Source organism: Gammaproteobacteria bacterium, assembly GCA_022340215.1.
In the GTDB taxonomy this organism is placed as follows: domain Bacteria; phylum Pseudomonadota; class Gammaproteobacteria; order JAJDOJ01; family JAJDOJ01; genus JAJDOJ01.
This window is the reverse complement of the sequence record JAJDOJ010000152.1, coordinates 1-5852: the sequence shown is the minus strand read 5'-3', so window position 1 is coordinate 5852 and position 5852 is coordinate 1. Positions and strand designations below refer to the sequence as shown.

Sequence of the window (5852 nt, the reverse complement as noted above, 5' to 3'; positions counted from 1 at the left end):
AAGGCGATCTGGCGACTTGGGAACAGGCGCACATTCCCTACACCATGCGCAAGAAGCGCCAAGCCTTTTTTGCTGACGATCAAAGCCAAAAAGCGGGAAATTCTTAGCTCGGATTCGCGGGGGATTTCGACAGGCTAGGTCAGTCCCGAGTTAGGGGGTCAGGTCTTGTCCCGTGACTGTGGCTCGAGTAGACTGCCTCCATGGCAAGACCGCTACGTTATTGAGTTTGCCGGAGCGCTTTACCACGTCACTTCCCGTGGGGACGGGCGAGACGACATATTCTTGGGCGATGACGATCGGAAACTTTGGTTGGAGATCCTGGAGCAAGTTTGCGAGCGCTTCAACTGGATAGTCCATGCCTACTGTCAAATGGGGAACCACTGGCACCTCCTCGTCGAAACTCCCGACGGCAACCTCGCCAAAGGCATGCGTCAACTGAACGGTGTCTATACCCAGCGATTCAATCGGGAATATCCAAAGGGGTCAAATCTAGCAAACTATAGCCTACGTGCTACTGTTATGACGCATGGTTCGCCCCCTTCGCATCGAATTCGACGGCGCGTGGTATCACGTGATGAACCGCGGACTTGGGCGGCGGGGTGCGTTCAGTAGCGATGTTCAACGTACGTACTTTCTCTCGCTGCTTGCCGATACCGCCGAGCGGTTCAACGCCGAGTGGCACGCCTACTGTCTGATGACGAACCACTACCATTTGCTTCTGCGCACACCGGAGGGGAATCTCAGTCGAATCATGCGCCACCTCAACGGCGTCTATACCCAGTACGTCAATCGTGGTCAGGGGCGAGACGGGCCCCTGTTTCGGGGGCGCTACAAGGCCATACTGGTGGATGCGGATGCCTATTGGCTGGAACTGTCGCGCTATCTCCACCGCAACCCACTGGAAGCCGGAACGGTCCGGAAACTGACCGATTTCCGCTGGTCGAGTTTCCGAAGCAATGTCGGCGAAGATCCCTCGCCGAAATGGCTGACGACCGCCTTTATTCTCGATGCGGTCGGTAAACGCAATCGGTGTGCGCGCTACGCGGCGTTCGTTGCGGGGGACCCCGGCGGGACCTCGCTCGATTACCTCGGCCGGGCGAAAAGGAGTCCGATTCTGGGTGACGATGCATTTCGCGATCACGTATTGCGCGGTCCGAGGCCCGACATCGATCGTCCCCAGCTTCGTAAGGCGCGTATCGTGCCGACTCTCGAACAGGTCGTGACCGCCACCGCACTCCGGTTCGGCGTCGAGGAGGATGCGATCCGCCGCAAGACGCGGGGGCGGGGTAGCCGCGGGCCCGCCCGGGGTGTGGCGATGTATCTGTGTCAGCGCGTGGCCGACATGCGACTGGCGGATATCGCCCGGCACTTCGGTCTCGCCGGCTATGCCAGCGCCGGTTCGTCGATCAGGTCCCTGAAGCGGGCGCTGGAAGAGGACGCGGATCTGGAGAAACGGGTCGAGCGTCTAACGCAGGATCTGACCACATGAACCATGAAGATGCGGACGTAACCTATCGATGGATTGAGCCTGACGTCGTCGGTGATCATCGTACCCGGTGAACCATGGTTCTCCCGGAGCCGTTCGGTGCCGTCCTGGTCGTTTTCACCGGCGAGGAACTGGAGAACGTCCTTCAGACACTGGCGACCCTCGACTGATTGCCGCGGCGTCGCTGCGCTCGCGACCTGCCGGTGCGCCCGCTCCAACCGGTGTAATCTCCCGATCCCCCTGTTGTAGACTTTCGTGTCTAAACCGTTTCCGATACCTGTTCGCCAGGAGCCAACCGATGAGTGAGCACGACGATCAGCATCACATGAACATGATGGAGCGCTTTCTGCACTCTTCGGTTGCGGGCAGCGCGGCCCTTGTCGTGTGTACCGTGATTGCGATCGTCTGGGCCAACTCGCCCTGGGAGTCGGTATACCAGACCCTGACGCACGCGAAGATCGGCGTGAGCTGGAACGAGGCGAAATACACCCACAGCCTGGGGCACTGGATCAAGGACGGACTGATGGCGATCTTCTTCTTCGTCGTCGGACTGGAGATCAAGCGCGAGCTGGTGGTCGGGGAGCTGTCCTCCTTCGGGCGGGCGATCCTCCCCGTGAGCGCGGCTATCGGCGGGGCGGTCGTGCCCGCGCTGACCTTTACCTGGTTCAATCTGGGCACGCCGGGACAGGCGGGCTGGGGGATTCCCATGGCGACGGATATCGCCTTTGCCCTGGGTGTGTTGGCACTGTTCGGTAGTCGCGTCCCCATCAGCCTCAAGGTGTTTCTGACTGCACTGGCCATTGCGGACGACATGCTGGCAGTACTCGTGATCGCGTTTTTCTACACGGCCACGCTGAACTTCGTCGCCATCGCGTTCGCCGGTCTTTTTCTGTTTCTCATTTTTCGTGCGTCCCGGGCGGGGGTCCGTATGGTCCTGGTCTATGTGATGCTGGCATTCGCGGTATGGGTGAGCCTGGAGGCTTCCGGTATACACGCGACCGTTGCCGGTGTCCTGATCGCGATGCTGGTGCCGGTGAAGGGGCAGATCGAACCGGACGAGTTCTTCGACAGGACCCGTTCCAGTCTTCGCCTGCTGGAGAAGCTGCAGCCGACACGGGAGAGCCTCAATGCCGACGAGCGGCAGCGCCGGGCCGTCAGCGAGATCTACATGGCCGCCGAGGACATGACACCGCCTGGCATCGCCATCGAGAAGGTGCTCCACCCCTTTGTCTCCTTCATCATCCTGCCGCTGTTCGCCCTGTCTGCGGCGGGGGTGGCATTTGATGCCGGGACGCTGGGTGACTTCCCCGGTCCGGTCGGTCTTGGCGTCATGCTGGGTCTGTTCGCGGGCAAGCAGGTCGGTATCATGACGGCGTACTGGCTGGCGGTGAGGACCGGTCTCGCGCAGTGGCCCGAAGGTGTGAACTGGGGCCAGATCTGGGGCGTCAGCGCGCTGGCGGGGATCGGATTCACCATGTCCATCTTCATCGACGAACTGGCGTATACCGACCAGGCGATGATCGATGAGGCCAAGATCGCGATCATCCTGGCCTCCCTGATCTCGGGGGCGTTCGGGGCCTTCCTGTTAAGCCGTGCGCTGCCGAGGGCGCAGACCTCCGATACGGAATCCGGCCCCGCCCACTAACGTGGCGGGATCTTGTGCGGGATCCGGGTAAGGTTCCAGTATAATTTGGAAGGGTGACATTACTGCCTGGCGAGTTCGTTGACATGAATACAGTGCTTCGTTCCTTATCCGCGGGTGTACTGGCGCTGGCGTTCGCGGTTCCCGGCTGGCAGGACCCGGCCTCGGCCGCGAGCCAGAAAACGGAGAAGACGCTGGCCGGCGGAGCGGTCGGCGCCGCCGGGGGCGCCTTGCTCGGCGCCATTGCCGGAAAATGACATACCAGATCGCGCCGGATTTTCGTTCGTCATCAAGACGGGCATCGCCGGCGAGCCGCTCGAAGCGGAATAGGCCCGTTTGCAGGCAAGGCCAATGCGGTGTATCCCTGCCTTTCGCACGTAGGTGACTGGTCGGCCGCTTCGAACAATGCCCCGCCCGCGCGGGGATTCGAGTAACGGTCTACTGAGGGAGATCATGAACCGTTTTCTGAAACTCGTCGGATTGATTGCAGTTTGTCTTTTCGCGGGGGCGTCATACGCTTCGGATGCCGCTAAGGAGAAACGCTGGTCGGACCAGATCGTCGATGCCCTGATGGACGGCGAGGCCGAATATCTGAAGGCCGGCGATCAGGAGTTCCTGGCGATCTACACCGAGGCGGCGGATTCTCCCCCGAAAGGCGGCGTGATCCTGATGCACGGTATCGGTGTGCATCCGGACTGGCCGCAGATCGTCGGCCCGCTGCGTACCGGTCTGCCGCAGCGCGGCTGGGCCACGCTGTCGCTGCAGATGCCGATCCTGCCGAACGAGGCCGATGTCAGCGACTACCTGCCCCTGATGGACGAGGTCGCGCCGCGAATCGATGCCGGCGTCGCCTTTCTTAAAGCGCAGGGTATTGACGACATCGTGCTGGTCGGCCACAGTCTGGGGGCGTCGATGGCGCTGAGGTACCTCGAACAGCCACGTGACGCTATTCAGGGTCTTGTCGTTATCGGGCTGGCGAAAGATGGCGAGTTGAATCCGGCGGTCACGCTGGAAGTCGTTTCCACACCGGTACTGGATCTCTACGGCAGCGAAGACCAGAAAGACACCCTGGAAACCGCTCCAGAGCGCAAGGCGGCCGCTAAGTCCGATACCTACACGCAGAAGGAGGTCAAGGGCGCCAATCACTTCTTCGATGGCAAGGAGGTAGAACTCGTCGAGGCCGTGGATGTCTGGGGTTCGGCACTGTAAGTAAGGCGGGATTTCTCCAGGCGCGTCATCCCGGCACAAGATGGAGGGCAGGAAAAATGGCTCAGTACAGCGAAACCTTTCAGGGTTGCCTGATCGAGATCGAAGACGACGACACGCTGCGCATCGACGGCAAGCGTATCGACCCGGTCTACAACGAGAGCCGGGGCAAGTGGTCGACCCGATACCTGCCGTATACGGAATACGATTCCCTGGTCGAGTTGGGTCAGGCGATCGTGCGCGATACCGAGGAGTTTTCCGGCGACCGCCAGTAAGCATTCCGAACCGGGGGGACGGGCCATGGCCATCAGAAAAGACGCGAACACATTGAGCACCGCCGAACGCACGGAACTCGTGGATGGCATCAAGGCCTTGAAGGCCGAGGGGGTCTACGACCAGTTCGTACTGCGTCACGCCAACACGCCGATGGGTGACATCCACCGCTGTCCCGCGTTTCTGCCCTGGCACCGGCGTTTCATCTGGGACCTGGAGCGGGAGTTGCAACGCGTAACCGGCAATTCCGAACTTGGCCTGCCCTACTGGAACTGGCCGTCGGGCGACGGGAGCGCGTCGATGTGGGCAGACGACCTGCTGGGCGGCGACGGGGATCCGATCACCGGTGCCACGCAAACCGGGCCGTTCCGGGAGGGGGAGTGGACCATCGTCAACTCCGCCGGTAATGCCGCCGGTCCCCTGACACGCGCCTTTGGCCGCAGCGGCCTCGCGACCCTGTCGACGCAGGCCGACATCGAGCTGGTGCTCGGCGTCACGCCGTACGACAGCCCGCCCTGGATCATGGGGGCCGCGCCGAGTTTTCGCGACCAGCTCGAGGGTTGGACCGGTCCCAATCTCCACAACCGCGGCCATGTCTGGGTCGGCGGTTCGATGCTGCCGATGACCTCGCCGAACGATCCGGTGTTCTTCCTGCACCATTGCATGGTCGACAAGGTCTGGCACGAGTGGCAGCTGCGTTTTCCCGGTCAGGGATACCTGCCGGAGAGCGGCGCCCCGTTCGGGCAGAACCTGACCGATCCGATGGCGGGCACACCGGCCGGTCTCATCGGCTCGCGCCCTATCGACGTGCTGGACAGCGCGGGCCTGGAGATCGAGTACGACCGCCTGATGCCGGGGACGCCGGACCCTTCCGCCCCGGGGGAAGAGGCGGTCGAGCTCGTTGTCGGGGCGGATCCCCTCGAGACCGGGATCGGCGCGCCGGGCGAGAGCGACCTCTATCGCTTCGATGTGGGATCCTTCGGCTCTTATACCCTGCAGACCTTCGGTGATTCCGACACCTTCATGACCCTGTTCGGTCCGGACGATCCGACCGCGGAGGTCGGTACCGACGACGATGCGGGGGAGCAACTCAACGCCCGCATTGTACGCACGCTGTCGGCCGGGACCTACCACGTCCGTATCCGGCTCTACGATCCGTCACGCACGGGCGCGTATCGCATTCAGGTCGTTCGAAACTCCACGGATGCGGGAGGATCGGGATCCACGATCCCCGTACTGACGATC

6 protein-coding genes and 1 pseudogene are annotated in these 5852 nt (G+C 62.2%); all 7 read left to right on the top strand.

Going from position 1 to position 5852, the window contains the following annotated elements; all coding sequences use genetic code 11:
* The first annotated feature begins 200 nt into the window (after positions 1 to 200).
* Positions 201 to 465: pseudogene (locus LJE91_11005) on the top strand (transposase).
* Between the two features lie 61 nt (positions 466 to 526).
* Positions 527 to 1489 carry a transposase gene (locus LJE91_11000; protein ID MCG6869221.1) on the top strand — a complete coding sequence of 321 codons (963 nt, stop codon included), beginning with the start codon at positions 527 to 529 and terminating at the stop codon, positions 1487 to 1489.
* 295 nt (positions 1490 to 1784) lie between these two features.
* Entirely contained in the window at positions 1785 to 3131 is a 1347-nt protein-coding gene (gene nhaA, locus LJE91_10995) for a Na+/H+ antiporter NhaA (GenBank protein ID MCG6869220.1), read from the top strand.
* Positions 3132 to 3214: 83 nt separating this feature from the next.
* Positions 3215 to 3385: a hypothetical protein gene (locus LJE91_10990; GenBank protein MCG6869219.1), complete on the top strand. Its 171-nt coding sequence runs from the start codon at positions 3215 to 3217 to the stop codon at positions 3383 to 3385.
* Between the two features lie 196 nt (positions 3386 to 3581).
* The gene (locus LJE91_10985; GenBank protein MCG6869218.1) at positions 3582 to 4337 is read left to right on the top strand and encodes an alpha/beta hydrolase family protein; all 756 of its coding nucleotides are present in this window, start codon (positions 3582 to 3584) and stop codon (positions 4335 to 4337) included.
* Positions 4338 to 4393: 56 nt separating this feature from the next.
* On the top strand, positions 4394 to 4609 hold the full coding sequence (locus LJE91_10980) for a hypothetical protein (GenBank protein MCG6869217.1): 216 nt from the start codon (positions 4394 to 4396) through the stop codon (positions 4607 to 4609).
* A gap of 25 nt (positions 4610 to 4634) precedes the next feature.
* Positions 4635 to 5852, top strand: a 1218-nt coding sequence (locus tag LJE91_10975) for a tyrosinase family protein (GenBank protein ID MCG6869216.1), incomplete at its 3' end; no start/stop codon positions are given.